Source organism: Actinomadura sp. NPDC049382 (assembly GCF_040677125.1).
Classification (GTDB): Bacteria; Actinomycetota; Actinomycetes; order Streptosporangiales; family Streptosporangiaceae; genus Spirillospora; species Spirillospora geliboluensis.
The window spans coordinates 1-19,709 of sequence record NZ_JBFARO010000144.1 but is presented as its reverse complement, the minus strand read 5'-3'; the positions used below and the strand labels follow the sequence as shown (position 1 = coordinate 19,709).

Genomic DNA, 19,709 nt, shown 5'->3' with positions numbered 1-19,709 from the left:
GCGAGCGCCGCGGCCGAGCCGCCGTCCAGCAGGCGCCGCAGCCGCACCGCGTCCCGCTCGCCCCGGCCGGGCCCGGCTCCGGCCCGCGCCTCCGCCAGCGCCTCGCGGTGCGCCCGGATCAGCCGGGACCGGACGGCCTCGGCCCAGTCGTCGTACAGCTCCCGCGCGTCCAGCAGCAGCGCCGCGCCGACGCCCTCGGCGGCGGCGACCTCCCGGACCCGCGCCCAGATCCCGCGCTCGGCGACGTGGATCGCGCTCAGCACCGCCTCGACCGGCACACCCTGCCGGGCGCGGGTCACGCCGAGCTCCGCGACGAACGCCAGCTCGCCCTCGGTCGGCCCGCGCCGCGCCGCGATCGCGCGGGTGGCGGCCGCGAGCAGCGCGCGGGTGTGCCCGGCGATGTCGGCGGGCGGCAGGACCGACATCTCGCGCACCACGGACGTCACCCCGGCGACCACGGACGGCAGCAGATCCTCCTCGCGGGAGATCCGCTCGATGAGGTCCATCACGGGCGCCCAGCCGGCATCGCTCTGGTTCATGGCCCGATTGTGGTGCGCCACAACCCCGGCCGCCAAATGCGTGCCGTCCTCCATGTTCGCGGGCGCGGGCGGTTCCTAGGGTTGGAGGCCACCACAAGCGGACGCGTCGTTTCCAGGAGTGCCCTCATGACCTCTGCCCGCCGTGTCGCCGTGATCGGCGCCGGACCGGCCGGCCTCGCGACCGGCAAGGCCCTGCGCGACGCGGGCGTGGAGGCCGTGCTCTACGAGCGGGGCGACCGCGCGGGCGGGCTGTGGGCGCGCGGCGCCGGCCTCTCGCCCGCCTACGCGTCCCTGCACCTCAACACCAGCAAGGGCCGGACCGAGTTCGCCGACTTCCCGATGCCCCGGCACTGGCCCGACTACCCGTCCGCCGACATGGTCGGCGGCTACCTCGCGGACTACGCGGAGCGCTTCGGGATCGTCCCGCACATCCGCTTCGACAGCCCCGTCGCGTCCGTGGCGCGGGACGGCGCGGACGGCCCGTGGGCGGTGACCACCGAGGCCGGCGACACCGCCCGGTACGACGCCGTGGTGGTCGCCAACGGCCACAACTGGGACCCCCGGTGGCCCGACCCCGCGCCGCCCGGCGAGTTCGCCGGCGCGCAGATGCACGCGCACGCCTACCGCGACGCCGAGCAGTTCCGCGGCAGGCGCGTCCTCGTCGTCGGCATGGGGAACTCGGCCATGGACATCGCCGTGGACGCCTCGCACGTCGCCGCCGGCCCGGTGCTGCTGGCGGCGCGGCGCGGCGTCCACATCGTCCCGAAGTACCTGTTCGGACGGCCGTCCGACGCGACCGGCGGCGCCCTCGCCGCGCTGCCGTGGCGGGTCAGGCAGCGCGTCGCCGAGACGATGCTGCGGCTCGCCGTCGGCCGCCCGCAGGACTACGGCCTCCCCGCGCCGGCGGGCGGCCTGTTCCAGAACCACCCCACGATCAGCGACACGATCCTGCACCGCCTGACCCACGGCGAGGTGGTGCCGCGGCCGGGCATCGAGCGCTTCGACGGGGACGCGGTCGTGTTCACCGACGGCACCGCCGACCCCGTGGACGTGGTCGTCTGGGCGACCGGCTACCGGGTGAGCATCCCGTTCCTGTCCCGCGAGCTGGTGGGCGCCGACCCCGAGCGGCTCCCGCTCTACAAGCGCGTCTTCCACCTCGACGAGCCGGGCCTGGCCTTCGTCGGGCTCATGCAGTCCACGGGCGCCGCGCTGCCGATCGTCGAGGCCCAGGCCAAGCTGGCGGCGGCCTACTTCGCCGGCGCCTACGCCCTGCCGCCTCCGGCGCAGCGGCGGCGCGCGGTCGCCCGCGCCCTGCGCGCCGCGACCGAGCGGTGGGGCGACCGGCGCCCCATGATGCGCGTCGACTTCGACCAGTACGTGGCCGACCTGCCTCGCGAGCTGAAGGCCGGCCGGGCCCGGCTCGCACGGGGCGGCGCCCGGCCGTTCACCCCGGCGCACCGCGAGGAGACACCCGCATGAGCACACCCCGCCCGTCCGGCGGCCGCGACCCGCGCGGCCTGCGGGTCCTCGTGACCGGCGCGTCCGGCACGTTCGGCCGCGCCATCTGCGCCCGGCTGAGCGGCGGCGGCGCCCGCGTCGTCGGCCTGGACCTCGCGCCCCGGCCGGACGACCCGGTCGAGGTCCTCGCCTGCGACATCACCGACGACGACGCGGTGCCCGCCGCCGTGGCCGCGGCGATCGAGCGGCTCGGCGGCCTCGACCTGCTGATCAACAACGCCGGGATCGGCGGGCCCGCCCCGGCCGAGCTGCCGCCCGGCGACGAGGTCCGCCGCCAGCTCGACATCAACCTGCTCGGCGCCTGGCGGGTGACGTCGGCGTGCGTGGACGCCCTCGTCGAGTCGCGGGGACGCGTCGTCATGCTGTCGTCCCGCATGGCCGTCATGCAGCTGCCCCTGGCCGCCGCGTACGGCGCGTCCAAGCGGGCGCTCGTCGCCTACGCGGACGCGCTGCGCATGGAGATCGGCACCCACGTCGGCGTGACGTGCGTGTACCCGTCGGCGGTGCGCAGCCCGATCCACGACTCGACCGCCGCCGCGGGGCTGTCCCTGGAGGGCGTGAGCGTCTACGAGCCGCTCGACGGCGTGGTGGACGCGGTGCTGCGCGCCGCCCTGTCCCGCCGCCCCCGCCGGGACGTGACGACGACCCGGCGCGGCGCCGTCGAGTTCTTCCTCGCCCGGCACCTGCCCGCGCTGACGGACCGGATCGTCGCCCGCACGTTCGCCGGGCGCGTCCGCTCGGGCGCGTTCGCGGGCGCGGAGCTGGCGGCCGGCGTCGTCCGCCGCCACGCGGGCCGCCGGTGAGCCGCCGGTGAGCACCGCCGCGCAGGCGCCGCCCGGCGCCGGGGCCCGGCCCCGCGGCCGCGACCTCGCCGGATACGCCGCCGGGTCGCTCGGCATGGGCGTGTGGGTCACCGTCCCCGGCCTGCTGCTGCTGTACTTCATGACGCATACGCTCGGCGTGCCGCCCGCCCTCGCCGGGCTGACACTGCTGCTGCCGAAGATCATCGACGCGGTCGCGCACCCGCTGTTCGGGACGCTGTCGGACCGGCAGGCGCGCCGCGCCGGGCACCGCCGCGGCATGCTGCGCTGGGGGCTGCTCCTCGCGGTCGCCTGGATCGGGCTGTTCTCGGTGCCGGGCGGCCTCTCCGGCTGGTCGGCGGCGCTGTGGGTCGGCTGCTTCTACATCGCCGGGAACGTGCTGTACGCGTGCTTCCAGGTGCCGTACCTGACGACGCCGTCCGACCTGCGGATCGGCTACCACGAGCGCACCCGCGTGTTCATGCACCGGATGCTGCTGCTCACCGTGGGCCTGCTCGGCGCCGGGGTCGCGGCCCCGGCGCTGGTGTCGGCGGGCGGGCGCGGCGACTACGCGCGGATGGCGGTGCTGCTCGCCGGGGTGCTCGTCGCCACCGGCGCCGTCGCCGTCGTCTTCGTCCGCCGGCTCACCGACCGGTGCGGGTTCCGGGTCCCGGACGGGCAGGGCCACTCCGTCCTCGCCGACGTCCGGATCGCGTGGCGGGACCGCGAGTTCCGGGCGCTGGTGCTGTCCTACCTGTTCACCGGCGTCACGACGCACCTGTTCCTCGCCGCGGTGCCGTTCTACACCGAGTACGTGCTGGACGACGAGGGCCTCACCGCCGTGCTCATGGGCGCCTTCCTCGTCCCGGCCGCGATCGCCGGGCCCGTCTGGACGCGGGTGTCGCGGCGGACCGGCAAGCAGCGCGCGCTGCTGCTGTGCCAGGGCGCGTTCGTCCTCGGGCCGCTCGCCCTGTGGCCCGGCGACATGCTGGGGCTGCCCGCCACCGCCGCCGTCATCGCCGTGCTCGGCGTCGCCTTCGCCGGCCTCCAGCTCTTCGCGTTCTCGATGGTCCCGGACGTGGTGGCCGCCGCCGAGTCGCGCGGGACGGCGCGCGCCGGCGCCTACACCGGCGTCTGGACGGCGACCGACGCGACCGGTACCGCCATCGGCCCGTACGTGTACTCCGCCGCCCTCGCGCTCGGCGGCTTCGTCTCCACCACCGAGGGCCGCGCCGTCGCGCAGCCGGACTCGGCGCTGCTGGCCCTCCTCATCGGCGTGACCGTCGTCCCCGCCGCGCTGATGGCGGTCGCGGTGGTGTTCCAGCGCCGCTTCTCCCTCGACCGTGCGCACGCGGACGCGCCCGAGCCCGCGCCGTAGCCCCGCTCGTCAGGACCACTCCGCCTTCGCGAGGATCTTGTCGAGGCCCGGGGTGTCCCACTCGTCCAGGATGAGGAGCCGGGGCTGCGCCACGTACCAGTACCGCTGGACGAAGGACGGCCCGGCGGGCTGGAACTGCCTGGCGCCGGTCAGGAAGAGGCACCGGAGGCGCCATTCGCGGTACTGGGCCTGCCGCGACCCGACGGCGGCGGTCGCGGAGCGGGCGGGCCGCTCGCGGTCGGCCTCGGTGCCGATGCCGTTGAGGTCGCCCCGGCGCGGGCAGGTGCGGAACGCCTCGGTCTCCGGCCCCCAGGGGCGGTTCAGGGCGAACCTGCTCCAGCCGGTCTCGGTGTCGTTCGCCCACGGCTCGCCGATGACCAGGAACCCGGGGCAGTTGTTCTGGTAGATCCGGGCGTCGCGCCCCTCGGGCGGGGGACCCCCGATCGTCCGCGGGGAGCACGGGCCGGGGGTGCTCACCCAGTAGTTGCCCTGGGGCCTGCCCGGCAGGTTCGTCAGCTCGGTGCGCCGCCATCCCACCGGGACCGTGACCGAGAACCCGCCGAACGACATCTTTTGCCCGGACGGCGTCGGAGTGGCCGCGGCGGCGGCGGTGGTGTCGCGGTCGGGGCGCGTCGCGGCGTAGACGCCGGCACCGGCGGCGGCGCTCCCGGCGATCGCGGCGCCCGCGATCGCGACGCCCGCCTTGCCGCCGACCGCGGACAGGAACCCGCCCGACCCGGACGCCGCGCCGCCCGTCCCGGCGGCCCCCGCCGTCCCGGCCGTTCCGGCGGCCCCGGCCGTGCCCGCGCTCGCCGCCCCGGCGGTGGCCGCTCCCGCCCCCGCCGGGACCAGCCCGGCCGCGGCGAGCGGGAACAGGGCGGCGAGGGCCGCCGCGGCGACGGCCAGGGCGCGCACGCCGCGCTGCTCCCAGTCCCGCCCGTACGACTCGACGGCGATGCGGTCGAGCTCGGCCACGAACTGCGCCGCGCCCGGCGGGCGGTAGGCGGGGTCCTTGGCCATCCCCTGGAGCACGAGGGTGCGCAGCGGCTCGGGGACGTCGTCCGCCGGGACGGGCGCGGCGGCGTGCTGGCCCATCAGCGCCGCCCGGTCGTCGGCGCGGTAGGGCCGCTCGCCGGTCACGCACTCGTAGAAGACGCAGGTCGCGGCGTAGACGTCGGTGGCCGGGGTGGCGGGTTCGCCGCGCCACTGCTCGGGCGCCATGTAGACCGGGGTGCCGGACCGGTCGCCCTCGCCCGTCCACACGGCGATGCCGAAGTCGATGAGCTTGCTGAGCCCGTCCGCGCGGACGACGACGTTGGCGGGCTTGTAGTCGCGGTGGACGACCCCGGCCGCGTGCGCGGCGGCCAGCCCGCGCAGCGACCCCTTCAGCACCAGCAGGGCCGCCTCCGGCCCGAGGGCGCCGTGCTCGGCGAGCACCCGCTTCAGCGAGACGCCCTCGACCGCCTCCATGATGAGCGCCGTGCCGTGCTCGTGCTCCACGAGCCGGTAGAGCCGCGCCACGTGCGGGTCGTCGACCCGGCCGAGCATCTGCGCCTCGTGGCGGAACGCGTCCTTGGCCGCCGGGTCGGCGCCGGCGGGCAGGTACTTGATCGCGACGGGGGTGCCGGTCCGGGCGTGCCGGGCCAGCGCCACCCGGCCCTGCGCCCCGCGGCCGAGCTCGCGCACCTCGTCGAACTCCGAAACGCGCCATTGCGCCACGGGGCACCTCTTTCCAGTCCGTCCCTGAACGTTCCAGTCATGTGACGCGGCGGAACCGGGGATGGTTGGTCACTCTTTCGACACGAGGATGCCACGCGCGGTGAAGGCCACGTCGGGGTCCGGATGCGCGCGCAGGGCGCGCAGGACGTCCCGCCATTCGGGCGGCCAGCCCGCGCGCGGGCCGTGCCGCCCGGCGAGCGCGCACGCGAACAGTCCGCCCGCCGGGTCGCCGCGCCCGGCGAGCCGCTCCGCGTGCGGATGCACCTCGGCGGGGTCGGGGAGACCGGCGCGCGGGCCGTCCGCGAGGGCCTCGGCCACCCGCTGGACGGCGAGGACGGGGGTGCCCGCGCAGGAGTCGGCGAGCGCGTCCACGGCCGGGTCGTCCCAGTGCACGGTCGCGGCCGTCAGCTCCCGCGCGAGCTGCGCGGGAAGCCGCTCCGTGACCGCCCGCAGGACGGGTCCGGCGCCGTCGCGGCGGTTCGCGGCGGCGCGCCGGAGCGCGTCGGCCAGCGCCGCCAGCCGCTGCTCGGCCGGGAGGTCCCGCTCGGGCTCGGCGTTCGCGGCGTCACCGGCTTCTGCCAGCGTCGCGGCGGCGTCCGCGAGCGCGTCCGTTCCGGTGCCGCCCACCGCGCAGCCGACCAGCGTGGACAGCGCGGTCCGCCAGCGCCGCGTCTCGCCGAGGTCGGTGAGGACGGCCGCGAGCCGCGCCGGGATCTCCGGCGCCCACTGCGCCCACCGGCCCAGCGCCGTCAGCGCCGCGTCGGACGCCTCCGGGTCGGGGGAGCGCGCCACCCGCACGACGAGCGCGGCGTAGTCGGCGCGGAACGCCCCCTCGATCTCGTACGGCCACGCGCCGAGCACCTGGCGGGCGAGGTCGCGCGGCCCGGCCGCCGCCTCGGCGAGGATCCGCCGGGCGGCCGGGTCGGACATGTGCGCCCGGGCGGCGGACGCGATCGCCGCGCGCACGTCCCGGTGCTGGCCGGGGTCGTCCCAGGCGGCGGCGACGACGTCCAGCGCCTCCGGCACGCGGGTGCGCAGCAGGATCCGCAGCGCCTCCTTCCGCGCGGTGATCTTGCCGCCGGTCAGGACCGGGCGCAGCAGCGCCGCCAGCGCCGACGGCCGGACGAACCGCGCCGCGCGCCCGGCCGCGTAGACGGCCACGTGCGCGTCGTCGGACGAGGCGAGCGCGAGCAGGTCGGGCAGGACGTCCTGCGGGCGGGCGGTCCACGGCGCGGCGGTCAGCGCGGCCCGGCGCAGGCGGGCGTCGTCCGCCGCCAGGTACGGGCGGAGCCGCGCGGCGTCCACCCCCGGGACCTGCGCGACGGCCGCGACCGCGCGGGCCCGGCCGGCGTCCGGGAGCCGCGCGTCGCCCGCGACCCGGTCGAGGAGGCGCAGGTAGGCGGCGTGCTGCCGGGCCGTCCACCCGCGCGTCCAGCGCGGCTCCACCCACGGGACGTAGGTGACGTCGCCGCGCCGGAACCGCCCCTCGGGCGTGGACTCCGAGAGGACGAGGTGCAGCAGGTCGGTCCGCTCCGCCGCGATCGCCGCGAGCACCGGCGGGAGCCCGACCGTGGAGGGGTCCCCGGCGACGACGCGCTCCACCCGCTCGCCGCGCGTCGCGGGCGGCTCCAGCCAGCCCGCGACGGCCTCGCGGATCACCCGGTCGTCGCGGGCGCCGAGGGCCTTCTCCAGCGCGTCCTGGAGCGCCGGGACGCCGTGCGCGCGGCGCCCGAGCGCCCGGACGAGCATCAGCGCGAGCCCGTGGTCGTCGCGGCGCGCGCCCTCGTCGAGCAGCGGGGCGAGCCGCTCGACGAGCCGGTGCTCCTGCCCGCGCCGCAGCACGCGGTCCAGCCGGCCGAGCGGGACGAGGGAGGAGCTGCCGATGACGCGCCTCAGCAACCCGATGCCCGTCGCCGTCAGCTCGGCGTCGTCGCGGAACGCGCCCTGCCGGAAGAACGCGGTGCCCAGCTGGACGAGCGTCAGGCGCGTCGCGTTGGAGCAGTCGCGGGCGTTCAGCGCGTCCTCGGCGAGCCGCTCGAAGGCCGGCGCGTGCTCGGCCCCCAGCGCCGCGCCGGGGACGGCCGCCAGCGCCCGCAGCGCGGCGACCCGCACCGGCTCCTGCTCGTTGCGCAGCCGCCCGAGGGAGTCCAGCAGCGCGGACAGCACGGCCGGGTCGCGTTCGCGTCCGGCGCACGCGACAAGCAGGGCGTACCCGGCCGCGCGTTCGTCGGCGTCGGGCCGCCGGGTCGGCTCCTCCAGGACCGGCCGGGCCTCCGCGAACGGCAGGTAGGCCGAGACGGCCTGCACCCGCTGCGGGTGCCCGGCGACCGCGCGGAGCCCCAGCATCCGGCGCGCCTCCCGGACCCGCACGGCGCGCGGCAAGACGTTCATGAGCGCGTCCCCGAGCTCGCGCGCCGCGAGGTCGACGCCGTCCATCGCGGCGTCGAACAGTGCGCCGCGCCGGGCCGGCGCCACCGCCGCCAGCAGCAGCCGCAGCGCGGACTCGTCCTCCCGGACGGCGCGCGCGACCGCGGCGAGGCCGTCCCCGCCGGCGCGGGCGAGCCGGTCCCGCATGGACCGCCGCCGGATCAGCGAGGCGAGCATCGTCGGGGTGCCGTCCGCCAGCAGCAGCCGCAGTGTCCGCTCCGGTTCGGCGTCCAGCAGCGCGCCGACCTGCGGCCGGAGCGCGTGCGGCAGCCCGGCCGCGTGCCAGTGGTCCTCCAGGAGGCCGAGCACCCGGCCGGGGTCGTGCCGCACCGCCGCCGCGACGCCCGGCCCGTTCCAGTGCCACCAGCTGGAGCGCGCGCCCGGCGTCAGTGCGGCGAGGTCCCGTTCGGCCTGGTCCAGGAACGTCCCGGGGTGGGCGCCGCCCAGCGTGTGCGGGTTCGGGACGGCGTGCGCGAGCGGCCCGAGCCGCTCGGCCGCGCGCTCCGGGGTGCAGGCGGGCAGCAGCGCGGCGGCCTCGTCCGCGCCCCACCGCTCCAGGACCGGCCCGATGAGCGCGTCCGCGAGGTCGGCGCGGCGGTGCCGGCGCACCGCCCGGTACGTCGCGGACCTGACCGCCTGCGGGGCGTCCATGAGCCGCTCCGCGAGCGGTCCCGGCGCGGTCGCGTACCGCACCGCCAGCCGGGTCGCCCGCAGCGCGAGCACCGCGTCCGGGTCGCCGGTCGCCGCCACCAGGTGCGCGAGGGACGCCTCGTCCCGCACGGCGGACGCGATGGACAGCGCGGCCGACCGCTCGTAGTGGCCGCGCCCGCCGAGCTCGGCCAGCAGCGCGGCGAGCTCCGGCGCGCCTCGGGAGGCCCGCAGCGCCGCCAGGCGGCGGACGCGGGCGCGGTACGGGAGGGGCTCGATCTCGGCGAGCAGATCATCGGCGCGCATGACGCGCCATCGTGCCCGATCCCCCGCCCGGGTTCACTCGCTTTTCTGCTCTTCGGGCACGGGCCGGGAGGCGGTGATCTGGTCGGCGAGCATCCGCACGCGGGCCTCGTGCTCGTCGTAGCCGACGACGACCGGCGGCTCGTTGTAGGGCATCGTGTCGGACGAGCGGCGCAGCTTCACGTACTGGCCGCACGCGTCGATCGCGTACGGCTCCATGTCGTCCTGCAGCGCGCCGATCACCGTGATGCCGTGCGTCTCGCCGATCTTGCGGAACAGCGCGACGGCCTCCTTGCGGTGCTCCTTGCCGAGGTTGCGGCCCAGCTCGTCCAGCACGAGGACGAGCTGGCTACCAGCCCCCTGACGGGGGCCCGCCCCCGCTGGCCGCCCGCCGCCGGAGCTGGCGAGCGCCGCCGCGCACACCAGCTTGACGGCCTTCTCGTCCATCAGCGCGGTGTTGGCGCGCCGGTTGTAGGGGACGTACCGCTGGCCGTCCGAGCGGCGCCACTTCGGCGTGACCCGCCACCGCCACTCCTGCTCGGGGTCGCCCGGCTGCTCCGGCGTCGGGAACTCCAGCGTCGCGCCGTAGCCGCCGTAGCCGACGTCGAGCTTCTCGAACTCCTCCGCGACCCGCTGGAGGCGGGTGCGGATCGCGGCGGTCAGCGCGGTGCGGTGCGCCTCCGCCGCGCCCGCCGCCTCCGTCGCGCCCTTCTGCGCCTTGTCCAGGTCGGCGCGGCGCGCCGACAGCTGCACCTCGATCTGCCGCCGCTGGTGCCGCTCGTAGTCCTCCTGCCTGCGCAGATGCCCCTCCAGGGCCTGCGCGAGGCGGGCGAACGTGGCCTGCTCGCGGTCGGTGCGGCGGCCCTCGCCCTCGGCGCGCTCGCGCAGCAGGAACCGGATCTCCTCCGGCATGTCCTCGTCGGACGGGCCGTCCGGGAACACGCGGCGCAGCGCCTCCGACAGGTGCTTCTCGGCGGTGTGCCACCACTCGGCGGGCGTCCAGGTGGCCTCGTCGTCGTCGAGGCCCGACAGCCATTCGGCGGCGGCGTCGCGGGAGCCGCCCCAGTCCTTCTCCAGCGCGTCCAGGCCGAGCGCGGCCCGCTTGTCGGCCAGCTCGGACGACGCCCTGCGGATCCCGTCGCGCTCCTTCTCGCGGGCCTCCTTGCGCCCGCGCAGCCGGTCGATCTCCAGCGCGCGCGTGTCGGCCTTCGCCTGGAGCCGCCGCAGCGTCTGCTCCGCCGACCCGAGCCGCGGGCCCAGCCGCGCCTCGCCGCCCGCCAGCTCCTCAAGGGTCTCGCGCAGCTCCGCCATGCGCTCGCGGACGTCGTCCAGCTCCTCCGCCGCGCGCGCGCCGCTCAGCCGCCGGCCGGCGAGCGCCACGTCGGCGGCGGCGTCGGCCGTGGCCTGCCGCGCGTCCTCCAGCGCCTCGGCCGCGGCCTCCAGCGCCGTCCGGGCCGCCTGGACGCGCGCCACGCGGCCGGTGACGGGCTCGGCGAAGCCGCCGATGACGACCGTGCCGGTGCCGTCGCCGTCGAGCGCGGCGAAGAACCGCCCCAGCGCCTGCTCGCAGCGCACGCCCTCGGGCAGCCCCTCGCCGCCCGCCGGGACGATCATGGAGCCGGGCAGCGCGGCCAGGGCCGCGACGGCGCCGTCCAGATCGTCCGCCGCGACGACGACGGCCTCCCGGTACGGCCACAGCGCGGCCTCCCAGCGCTCCCGGACGTCCTCGGCCAGCTCGACCGCGTCCAGCAGGCCGACCGCCGCGATGCCCCCCGACGCCAGCGCGCGGATCTGCTCGGGGGCGCTGCTCTGCCCCGCCTCGGCCTCGGCCTGGGCGCGCTCCGCGCGCGCGACGGCGCCCTTGGCCATCCCGTACTCCTGCTGGGCCTCGTCGCGGCGCGCCTCGGCCGCCGTCAGCTCGGCGCGCGCGGTGTCGGCGTCCCGGCCGTCGGCCTCCCGCTGCCGCTCCTCCAGCGCCGACACCTGCCGGCGCAGGTCGTCCATGCGGCCCCGGGCGACGGCCTTGTCCGCGCTGAGCTTGTCGGCCTGCCCCTTCAGCTCGGCGAGCGCCGCCTGCGCCTCCTGGACCCGCGCGTCCAGCGCGCCGCCGGTGAGCTGCTCGATCTCCCGCTCCGCGGCCTTCGCCGCCTCCGCCAGCTCCGCGCCCTCCCGGCCCAGCCGCTCCTGCTCGGCGGCGTGCGCGGCGTCGGCCTCCGCCGCGTCCACCAGCAGCCGCGCCCGCCGCGTCCGCCAGTGCCGCAGCGCCGCCGCCACCTCGTCCCGCGCGCGGTCGTGCCGGTCGAACGTCTTCAGCAGGCTCGCCGCCTCCCGCTCCCACTCGGCGAGCCGCTCGGCGGCCTCCGCCGCCTTCGCGCGCTCCCGGTGCTCGTCGGCGCGGGACTTGCGCTCGGCCTCCAGCTCCCGGTCCAGCCCCGTCAGCGCCGCGATCGCGCTGAAGATGCGCTCCGGGCTGATCTCGTTCAGCGGCTGCGACAGCAGGTTCGTCGCGACCTTCGACCGCACGGACGTCGACAGGAACGACACGCACCGGACCCGCCCCCCGTACAGGACGCGGGTCAGGTCCTTCGCGACCAGGTCGCGGCGCCCCGCGCTGCGGGGGAGGCCCGCCCACAGCCGGTCGGCGAGCGCCACCCGGTCGGCCTCGGACGGCGCCGACGCCAGGTGCACGCCCTGCCGCCACCGGATCTCCAGGTGCGGCGCGTCCGCGTTGACCCGCAGCCACACCGTCACCGCCGGATCGTCCTCCACCGGCTCGGGGTGGTCGAAGACGCCGACGATGTACCCGTGGTCGGCGCTCGCCCACTGGCTGTCGCCCTGCGCCGCCAGCTCCGCGTTGAACAGCAGCTCCGCGACCGCCCGCGCGCCCGACGCGAACCGCCACTGCTCGTCCCCGAGCAGCGCCGTGATGGCCGCGATGAACGACGACTTGCCCGCGCCGTTGGAGTCCTTCGGCCCCTGCCCGGCCACCACGATCAGCGTCCCCGGCACGGTCGGCACCGGATGCGTCGACAGCCGCGAGATGTTCACCGCCTGCACGGCCACGAGGGTCCGGTCGCCGACCACGTTCCCGGTGTCGCGCGCGGCCGCCGCCGGTGCGGCCATCATCGGTTCGGTCCCGGCCGTCATGTGCTCTCCCCCCGTCCCCGCCGCCGCGCCCGGATCGCCGCGGCGAGCGGCGAGTCCGGCCCGGCGGCCAAGATCAGCTCTTCCTGAAGCCGGCGGCGCGCGGCATCGGTCAGCCGGTGGAACTGCGCCCCCGGCACGAACCCCCCGGCGTCGTCCGGGCCCGCCTTCACCTGCGCCACCAGCCCCGCGAGCCGCAGCCGCCGCAGCGACGCCTCCAGCTCGGTGACCGGAAGCTGGGTGCGGCGGCGCAGCTCGTCCAGCGGCGTCGGATGTGGCGACAGCCACGAGTCGTCCGCCAGCAGCCCGGCCGCGCGCGGGATCGCCACCGAATGGATCAGCACCAGCGTCAGCACGGCCCGCTCCCGCACGCCCGGAACGCACGCGGGGTCCTCGGCGAGCGCCTTCGCGACCTCGTCCCGGTACCCGGAGATCCAGCGGGTCTGCTCCGACCGGATGAGCGTCCGCCCGTTCAGCGCGAGCATCTCCTCGACCGCCCGCCGCAGCGCCGGCTCCCGCAGCGCCGCGAACCGCACCTCCGCCACCGGCTCCGCCGCGTGCTCGACCGCCATGTACGCCGCCACGACCTCCGCGCGCCGCCGCTCGTCGAACGCCCGCAGCACACCCTCGAACAACCCGCTCATCCGTCGCCCTCCGGGGCGCCCGCGGGCTCCGCCGGTTCGTGGTCCGGAGGCTGCGGGAGGCGGGGGAGGAGGTTGCGGAGGGACGCGAGGGAGGGCTCGGGCCACAGGGCGGTGCGGGGACCCGGGCGGACGGTTCCGGCGGCCTCGTCCAGGATCAGCCAGCCCGTGTCGGACAGGCGGCGCAGTTCGCCGGTGGCCCAGCGGCGCGCCAGGTCGGTGTCGCCGCGCGTCATGTTCGCGTAGACCTCCAGGACGTCCGCGACCGGTGCGGGGGAGCCGGGCCAGGGCGCATCGTCCAGCCGGGTCCAGCAGCAGCGCAGCGCGGCGGCCAGCACGCGGCGGGCCTGGCCCGAGCGGTCCAGCGGCATCGGCGCGGTCTCGTACTCCTCCAGCAGCGCGGGCGTCGCGCCGTCCGGCCATTCGGGGAGCAGCCACACGCGGTCGCCGTCCGCGGCGGCGACCACGCCCGGCGGCACGGGATCGGACGCGGCGACCGCCGGCCCGCCCAGCAGCCGGGCGCGGGCGCGGGCCAGCACGTGCGGGTCGACGGTCACGGGCCGGTCCTCTCGAACCAGCCCGGCGACACCCAGGTCGGGGAGCCGTCGGGACGCGCGGCCAGGCCGTCCGACCAGGCGAGCCGGTAGGGCAGCTCGGGATGCTGGTGCGCGGCGGCCAGGTCGGCGAGCACGCGGCGGGCCGTCGCCCAGTCGCGGGCGAGGACGTCCTGGACCGCGACCCGGTCCCGGCCGCGCAGGATCTGCTCGGCGACCTCGCGGAGCCGCTCGGCCGCCGCGGTGTCAGCGCCGGTGTCGCCCGACAGCCCCGAGTCGGGCACCGACGGGCGGGGCGGCGCCGGGCGCGGCGGCGTGGCGCGCGGGCCGTCCTCCACGGCCGCCACCACCGCCGCCGGCTCGTGCCAGGGCGCCGGCGCGTCGAACACGAACCCGTCCAGGACGGCCGCGAGCTCCTCCCGGGACGCCGTGCGCGTGAACGTCCGCCACGTCTCGGGCGGCAGCAGGGTGAGGTTCCGGGTGGTGCCCGCCGAGTCCGACAGGCGCGCGGCGGCGCGGCGGGACGCGTCGCCGTAGGCGTAGATGGCGGCGCGCAGGTCGGTGCACGTGCGGTCGAGCTGCGGCCACCGCCGCAGGATCGCGCCGTGCAGCCGCTCGGCGCGCAGCAGGATCTCCTCGGTGCCCCACAGCTTCGGCGCCTGCTCGCGCAGCTCCTCGATCGTCCCGTTCGTCAGCGTGACCAGCTCGACGCTCCACAGCCGGAACGCGCGCGCGAGACCGTCCGCGCCGTCCCGCGCCTGCTCGGGCGTCATCCGGGGGTCGGCCACGTTGAGCTGCTCCAGCGCGAGCAGCCGGTGCATCTCGCTCTGCCCGCCGTCCAGCATCATCCGGCGGACGAACATCAGCCCGACCACGCTCGTGAACGACGCCCGGTAGCGCAGCTGGTTCGGCTTCGGGAACACCTCCCGGACCGCCCCGAGCCCCTTCAGCACCCGCAGCCGGTTCTCGAACACCTCCGGCGGGTAGCGGCGGCACACGTACCGCATCTGCTCGCGGCTCAGCCCGTCCTCGCCCGCGTCGGCGAACGCGGCGAGCAGCGTCTCGGCGACGTCCACCAGCTCCGGGTCGTCGACGACCGCGCCGCTGTCGCGGGCCAGCGCCGCGAACATCTGCCGGTACACGCCCAGCACGGCCTCGCCGACCAGGACGTCGTCCAGGCTGGCCGCCGCGTTCTCGGAGGTGGGGGACACGGCGCACTACGGTACGGCCCCCGCGCCGCCAACGTGGAATCGAAGCCGCCGAACCCCCGCGCGCAGGCAGGTTCGGCGTGCCGTCCGGCCTGGTGACGTGGCGGCCGGCGTGGGAGGCCCCGGTCGGCTGATCGGGGCCTCCGGGGCGCGTCAGGCGGACGGGGCCGGGTGCGGGATGGACTTGTGCTCCAGGTAGGCCTGCAGCCCCTCCGGGCCCAGCTCGCGGCCCATGCCGCTGTTCTTGTAGCCGCCGAACGGGGTGTTCGGGTCGAGGGTGTACATGTTGACGCCGCAGCTGCCGGTGCGGATGCGGCGGGCGACCTCGACGCCGTGGGCGACGTCGGACGTCCAGACCGAGCCGCCGAGGCCGTAGTCGCTGTCGTTGGCGATGCGGACGGCGTCGTCCTCGTCCTCGTAGGGGATGAGGACGAGCACCGGCCCGAAGATCTCCTCGCGGGCGATGCGCATGTCGTTGCCGACGTCGCCGAACACGGTCGGGGCGACGTACCAGCCCCGGTCGTGCGGCCGGTTCAGCCCGCCGGTGATCAGCTTGGCGCCCTCGTCCTGGCCGATCCGGATGTAGTTCTCCACCCGCTCCTGCTGCCGCTTGGCGACCAGCGGCCCGATCTCGGTGCCGTAGTCGGCGGGGTCGCCGACGGCGAGCCCGCCGACCATGGTCGCGAGCGCGTCGGCGACCTCGTCGTAGCGGCGGCGGGACGCGAGGATGCGGGTCTGCGCGGCGCACGCCTCGCCGTTGTTCATCAGCGAGGCCAGCTTGAAGCCCTCGACGGTCGCGGCGAGGTCGGCGTCGTCCAGCACGATCGCGGCGGACTTGCCGCCGAGTTCGAGGGTGACGCGCTTGAGCTGCTCGCCGCACACCGCGCCGATCTTGCGGCCGGCGGCGGTGGAGCCGGTGAACGACACCTTGTCGACGTCGGGGTGCGCGACCAGGTAGGCGCCGACCTCGCGCCCGGCGGGGACGAAGTTCACCACGCCGTCCGGGATGCCCGCCTCCTTGATCCACTCGGCGAGCAGGTAGCTGTCGAGCGGCGTCTCCGGGGACGGCTTCGCGACCACCGTGCACCCGGCGATGAGCGCGGGCGCGAGCTTGAGCATCAGCGTGAACTGCGGGACGTTCCACGGCACGATCGCCGCGACCACGCCGACCGGCTCCTGGGTGACCGTGACCGGCCCGAGCATGCCCTGCCGCTCCTCCTCCCAGGTGTAGGCGGCGGCGAGGTCCACGTAGTACTGCAGGACCATCTGCGGGATGGCGGCCTGGCCGAACACCGAGAACATGATCGGCGAGCCCATCTGGGCGGTGCAGAGGTCGGCCATCTGCTGCTGCCGCTCGGCGTAGATCGCCGACAGCCGGCCGACGATCTCGGCGCGCTCGGCGGGCGTCATCCGCGGCCAGGGGCCCTCGTCGAAGGCGCGCCGCGCCGCCGCCACGGCCGCGTCGATGTCGCCCTCGGTGCCCTCGGGCACCCGCCCGATGACCTCCTCGGTGTGCGGGGAGATGACGTCGATCGTGGCGGTGCCGGCCGGGGCGGCCCACTCGCCGCCGATGAACAGCCGATCGTGCTCGCGCATGGTGCTGTGCCTCCCTGCCCGACGGGCGAGTTCGGGTAACCGAATGCTTGCTTGGGCACAGCATCGCATGAGGTCCCCGGGCGTTGGCAAGAGGAATGAGACTCGCGTCTCACTCGCCGTCCAGGAGATGCCGGTTGGGTTCGCGGGCGCGCGCCGCGAGGCCGGGCAGCTCGGCCACCGCGACGCCCGCCGCCTCCAGCAGCTCCGCGCCCGTCCCCGCGGCGAACAGCTGCGGCTCGCGCCAGGCGAACACGACCCGCGCCGCGCCCGAGGCGATGATCAGCTCGGCGCACGGCCGGGGCCGGGACGCGCGGTGCCCGCACGGTTCGAGCGAGCTGTAGACGGTCGCGCCGCCCAGGTCGCCGGGCGCCTTGGCGAGCGCGGCCTCCTCGGCGTGGTCGTGCGGATCCTGCTCGCGGGAGAAGCCGCGCGCCAGCTCCCGGCCGTCCGCGCCGACGATGACCGCGCCGACGGAGAACGCCGTCTCGGACGGCGGGCACAGCGCCGCCAGATCGCAGGCCAGCGCCAGCCAGGCGTGGTCATCCACGCGGGGCTCCGGCCCGGTAGCGCAGCAGGGCCAGGTCGCCGATCCGGGTGACCTCCTCCAGCCGCATCGGACGCTCCGGGGACTGCGGGAACACCCCGGAGCGGACGAAGCGCGGCGCGGCCGGGTCGCCGATGAAGAACGGCGCGACCACGAGCTGCAGCTCGTCCACGGCGTCGGCGGTGAGGAACAGCGTGTGCACCCCGCCGCCGCCCTCGACCATCAGCCGCCGGACGCCGCGCCCCGCGAGGTCGGCGAGCACCGACGGCAGGCTCAGCGGGTCGCCGGCGGCGACGACCTCGGCCAGCCCGGCGAGCCGCGGAGCCAGCTCCGCCGCCGCGGACGGCGGGGCGTACACGAGCTTCGGCGCCTCGCCCGTGGTGAAGAACCGGGCGCCGGGATCGAGGTCGCCGCTCCAGGTCAGCGTCACCTTCACCAGGTCGGCGGGCAGCCCCCGCGCGACGCGCCGCTCCCGGCGCGCGGCGGAGCGGATCAGCAGCTTCGGGTCGTCGGCCCGCACGGTCCCGGCGCCGACCAGGATCGCGTCGCAGTCCGCCCGCACCGCGTCGACCCGGTCGAAGTCGGCCGGGCTGGACAGCCGCAGCCGCTCCGGCGTCGCGTCGTCGATATAGCCGTCGGCGGACATGGCGCAGCTCAGCAGCACGTAGGGACGATCACTCACGCCGCCACACTACGGGAGCGTCGGCGCGCGGCATTCCAAGATCCTTTGGGGTGGCTCGGCGTTTCTGCGCCGGATGTGTCGGAGGGGGTGCCTATGGTTGCTGCGACATGCGAATCCTGCACACCTCCGACTGGCATCTCGGCAGATCGTTCCACCGGGAGGACCTGCTGGCCGCGCAGGCCGCGTTCGTCGACCACCTGGTCGCGACCGCCGCGGCGGAGGACGTCGACTGCGTGCTCGTCTCGGGCGACGTCTACGACCGGGCGCTGCCCGCCGTCGACGCCGTGAAGCTGTGCAACGAGGCGCTGGTGCGGCTCGCCGAGCACGCCCGGGTGGTGCTCATCGCCGGCAACCACGACTCCGCGCGCCGGCTCGGGTTCGGGTCCGCGCTGATGGACGCCGCCGGCGTGCACGTCCGCACCGACTTCGCCACCGTGGGGGAGCCCGTCGTCATCGGGGACGCCGCGGTCTACGGCATCCCGTACCTGGAGCCCGAACTCGTCCGCCACCCCTGGGAGCTGGACGAGCGCAGCCACGCCGCCGCGCTGACCGAGGCCATGCGCCGCGTCCGCGCCGACGCGGCCGCCCGCCGCGAGCGGTCGATCGTGCTGGCGCACGCGTTCGTGACCGGCGGCGAGTCCAGCGAGAGCGAGCGCGACATCTCCGTCGGCGGGTCCTCGCAGGTGTCGGCGTCGGTGTTCGACGGCGTCGACTACGCGGCGCTCGGCCACCTGCACGGCGCCTGGCGCATCACCGACCGCGTCCGGTACTCGGGGTCGCCGCTCGCGTACTCCTTCTCCGAGGAGAAGCACGTCAAGGGCTCGTGGCTGCTCGACGTCACCGACGGCGGGGTCGCCGGGGAGTTCGTGGAGGCGCCGGTCCCGCGCCGCCTCGCGCGGCTGCGCGGCCGGCTCGACGACCTGCTCACCGACCCCTCCTACGACGCGGTCGAGGACCGCTGGCTCCAGATCACGCTGACCGACCCGCGCCGCCCGTCCGCCGCGATGGAGCGGCTGCGCCGCCGCTTCCCGCACACGCTCGTCCTCGGCTTCGAGCCCGCGGGCGGCGGCGAGGGCACCGCCCGCACCTGGTCCGAGCGCGTCCGCGAACGCTCCGAGCTCGACGTCGCCCGCGACTTCGTCGCCGAGGTCACCGACGGCCCCGCGACCGAGGCCGAGCGCGCCCTCCTGCACGAGGCGTTCGAAGCCTGCCGCCAGAAGGAGGCGCTGACGTGACCCGCGTCGCCGTCCGGGGCGGGCGCCCGGCGGGGCGCGGCGGCGCGGAAGAGGGGATCGCGTGAGGCTGCATCGGCTCGAGATCGCGGCGTTCGGCCCGTTCTCCGGCACGGAGGTCATCGACTTCGACGCGCTGTCCGACGCCGGCCTGTTCCTCATCCAGGGCCGGACGGGCGCGGGCAAGACGAGCATCCTGGACGCGGTGTGCTTCGCCCTCTACGGGCAGGTGCCGGGCGTCCGCAACAACGTGAAGGGGCTGCGCAGCGACCACGCGCCGCCCGGCGCCGGGCCCCGCGTGGTGCTGGAGGCGACGATCCGGGGCCGCCGGCTGCGGATCACCCGGTCGCCGGCCTGGGAGCGGCCGAAGCTGCGCGGCTCCGGGACGACGACCGAGCACGCCAAGGTCGTCCTGGAGGAGTTCGAGCACGGCGCGTGGACGGGCCTGACCACCCGGCTGGACGAAGCGGGCGACCTGGTGTCGCGCCTGCTCGGGATGAACGCCGTGCAGTTCTGCCAGGTGGTGCTGCTGCCGCAGGGCGAGTTCGCCGGGTTCCTGCGCGCCGGGGCGGACGAGCGCCGCCGGGTCCTGGAGCGGCTGTTCGCCACCGAGGTGTTCACGCAGGTCGAGAAGTGGCTGGCCGAGCGGCGCGCCGCGGCCGGGCGGGCGGCCGCCGAGCTGGGCGCCGCCGCGGCCTCGATCGCCGACCGGATCGCCGAGACGACCGGGGCGGCGCCGCCGCGCGGGGAGCGCCCGGCCGTCACGCAGCCGCGCC

At 76.8% G+C, this 19,709-nt stretch carries 14 protein-coding genes and 1 pseudogene; 5 read left to right on the top strand and 10 right to left on the bottom strand.

Going from position 1 to position 19,709, the window contains the following annotated elements; translation table 11 throughout:
- A pseudogene (locus AB0K34_RS40705) lies at positions 1 to 539 on the bottom strand (PucR family transcriptional regulator); the annotation flags it as partial.
- A 126-nt stretch (positions 540 to 665) separates the two neighbouring features.
- Between AB0K34_RS40705 and AB0K34_RS40700 the strand changes: the two are divergent.
- From AB0K34_RS40700 to AB0K34_RS40690, 3 genes are read left to right on the top strand one after another with little or no spacing between them, the layout of a single operon-like run.
- Positions 666 to 2,018: an NAD(P)-binding domain-containing protein gene (locus tag AB0K34_RS40700; protein WP_301178231.1), complete on the top strand. Its 1,353-nt coding sequence runs from the start codon at positions 666 to 668 to the stop codon at positions 2,016 to 2,018.
- Entirely contained in the window at positions 2,015 to 2,860 is an 846-nt protein-coding gene (locus AB0K34_RS40695) for an SDR family NAD(P)-dependent oxidoreductase (protein ID WP_138637951.1), read from the top strand. The genes AB0K34_RS40700 and AB0K34_RS40695 overlap by 4 nt, the downstream gene beginning before the upstream one ends.
- Before the next feature lie 7 nt (positions 2,861 to 2,867).
- Positions 2,868 to 4,235, top strand: coding sequence for an MFS transporter (locus AB0K34_RS40690; RefSeq protein ID WP_364554031.1), 1,368 nt, complete (start codon positions 2,868 to 2,870; stop codon positions 4,233 to 4,235).
- A 9-nt stretch (positions 4,236 to 4,244) separates the two neighbouring features.
- On the opposite strand, the gene AB0K34_RS40685 is transcribed toward AB0K34_RS40690, so the two are convergent.
- The 9 genes from AB0K34_RS40685 to AB0K34_RS40645 form a co-directional block, all read right to left on the bottom strand.
- Positions 4,245 to 5,954, bottom strand: coding sequence for a serine/threonine-protein kinase (locus tag AB0K34_RS40685; protein WP_364554029.1), 1,710 nt, complete (start codon positions 5,952 to 5,954; stop codon positions 4,245 to 4,247).
- A gap of 69 nt (positions 5,955 to 6,023) precedes the next feature.
- Positions 6,024 to 9,335 carry a hypothetical protein gene (locus AB0K34_RS40680; protein ID WP_364554027.1) on the bottom strand — a complete coding sequence of 1,104 codons (3,312 nt, stop codon included), beginning with the start codon at positions 9,333 to 9,335 and terminating at the stop codon, positions 6,024 to 6,026.
- 33 nt (positions 9,336 to 9,368) lie between these two features.
- The gene (locus AB0K34_RS40675; RefSeq protein WP_364554026.1) at positions 9,369 to 12,479 is read right to left on the bottom strand and encodes a chromosome partitioning protein ParA; all 3,111 of its coding nucleotides are present in this window, start codon (positions 12,477 to 12,479) and stop codon (positions 9,369 to 9,371) included.
- Positions 12,476 to 13,120, bottom strand: coding sequence for a hypothetical protein (locus tag AB0K34_RS40670; RefSeq protein ID WP_138640970.1), 645 nt, complete (start codon positions 13,118 to 13,120; stop codon positions 12,476 to 12,478). The genes AB0K34_RS40675 and AB0K34_RS40670 overlap by 4 nt, the downstream gene beginning before the upstream one ends.
- Positions 13,117 to 13,674 (bottom strand): hypothetical protein, encoded by a 558-nt coding sequence (locus tag AB0K34_RS40665; protein WP_301178075.1) that lies wholly within the window; start codon positions 13,672 to 13,674, stop codon positions 13,117 to 13,119. Before AB0K34_RS40665 ends, AB0K34_RS40670 begins: the two co-directional genes overlap by 4 nt.
- Positions 13,671 to 14,882: a hypothetical protein gene (locus AB0K34_RS40660; RefSeq protein ID WP_364554025.1), complete on the bottom strand. Its 1,212-nt coding sequence runs from the start codon at positions 14,880 to 14,882 to the stop codon at positions 13,671 to 13,673. Before AB0K34_RS40660 ends, AB0K34_RS40665 begins: the two co-directional genes overlap by 4 nt.
- 150 nt (positions 14,883 to 15,032) lie before the next feature.
- A complete protein-coding gene (locus AB0K34_RS40655) occupies positions 15,033 to 16,475 on the bottom strand; it encodes an aldehyde dehydrogenase (protein ID WP_364554023.1) in 1,443 nt (480 codons plus the stop codon).
- 109 nt (positions 16,476 to 16,584) lie between these two features.
- A complete protein-coding gene (locus AB0K34_RS40650; protein ID WP_364554022.1) occupies positions 16,585 to 17,022 on the bottom strand; it encodes a deaminase in 438 nt (145 codons plus the stop codon).
- The gene (locus tag AB0K34_RS40645; RefSeq protein ID WP_364554020.1) at positions 17,015 to 17,701 is read right to left on the bottom strand and encodes a dihydrofolate reductase family protein; all 687 of its coding nucleotides are present in this window, start codon (positions 17,699 to 17,701) and stop codon (positions 17,015 to 17,017) included. Before AB0K34_RS40645 ends, AB0K34_RS40650 begins: the two co-directional genes overlap by 8 nt.
- Positions 17,702 to 17,808: 107 nt before the next feature.
- Here AB0K34_RS40645 and AB0K34_RS40640 point away from each other — a divergent pair, with 107 nt between their 5' ends.
- On the top strand, positions 17,809 to 18,936 hold the full coding sequence (locus tag AB0K34_RS40640) for an exonuclease SbcCD subunit D (RefSeq protein ID WP_364554018.1): 1,128 nt from the start codon (positions 17,809 to 17,811) through the stop codon (positions 18,934 to 18,936).
- A gap of 61 nt (positions 18,937 to 18,997) precedes the next feature.
- The coding region (locus tag AB0K34_RS40635; RefSeq protein WP_364554016.1) for an SMC family ATPase at positions 18,998 to 19,709 on the top strand (712 nt) is incomplete at its 3' end.

Coding starts and splice junctions, on each gene's coding strand:
- AB0K34_RS40700 (WP_301178231.1), top strand. CDS start 666: ATGACCTCTGCCCGCCGTGTCGCCGTGATCGGCGCCGGACCGGCCGGC.
- AB0K34_RS40695 (WP_138637951.1), top strand. CDS start 2,015: ATGAGCACACCCCGCCCGTCCGGCGGCCGCGACCCGCGCGGCCTGCGG.
- AB0K34_RS40680 (WP_364554027.1), bottom strand. CDS start 9,335: ATGCGCGCCGATGATCTGCTCGCCGAGATCGAGCCCCTCCCGTACCGC.
- AB0K34_RS40675 (WP_364554026.1), bottom strand. CDS start 12,479: ATGACGGCCGGGACCGAACCGATGATGGCCGCACCGGCGGCGGCCGCG.
- AB0K34_RS40670 (WP_138640970.1), bottom strand. CDS start 13,120: ATGAGCGGGTTGTTCGAGGGTGTGCTGCGGGCGTTCGACGAGCGGCGG.
- AB0K34_RS40655 (WP_364554023.1), bottom strand. CDS start 16,475: ATGCGCGAGCACGATCGGCTGTTCATCGGCGGCGAGTGGGCCGCCCCG.
- AB0K34_RS40640 (WP_364554018.1), top strand. CDS start 17,809: ATGCGAATCCTGCACACCTCCGACTGGCATCTCGGCAGATCGTTCCAC.